Genomic DNA, 228 nt, shown 5'->3' on the forward strand with positions numbered 1-228 from the left:
CCATCAGAACAATATGCTAATTCTTTGATTCCAATATCTATTCCTAACGAAACAGCCGTTAACTTCTCTTTTGTAAACTCCTGTTCAATACCGACAGACAAATACCAATACTTACCGTCAAAGCTAATGCGTGGATTAGAGTACTTAACCCCTACAGGTAACTTTTCGGATGTTTTTACCCAACCAACTTTCTCAATCAAAACTTGTTTTTCTTTTACTTTTAACTTG

General features: G+C 35.1%; 1 pseudogene. It reads right to left on the reverse strand.

The annotated features are described in order from the left end of the window. A pseudogene (locus JDS82_RS29490) lies at positions 1-228 on the reverse strand (RNA-guided endonuclease InsQ/TnpB family protein); the annotation flags it as partial.

Source organism: Bacillus cereus group sp. N14 (assembly GCF_016483555.1).
GTDB lineage: Bacteria > Bacillota > Bacilli > Bacillales > Bacillaceae_G > Bacillus_A > Bacillus_A wiedmannii.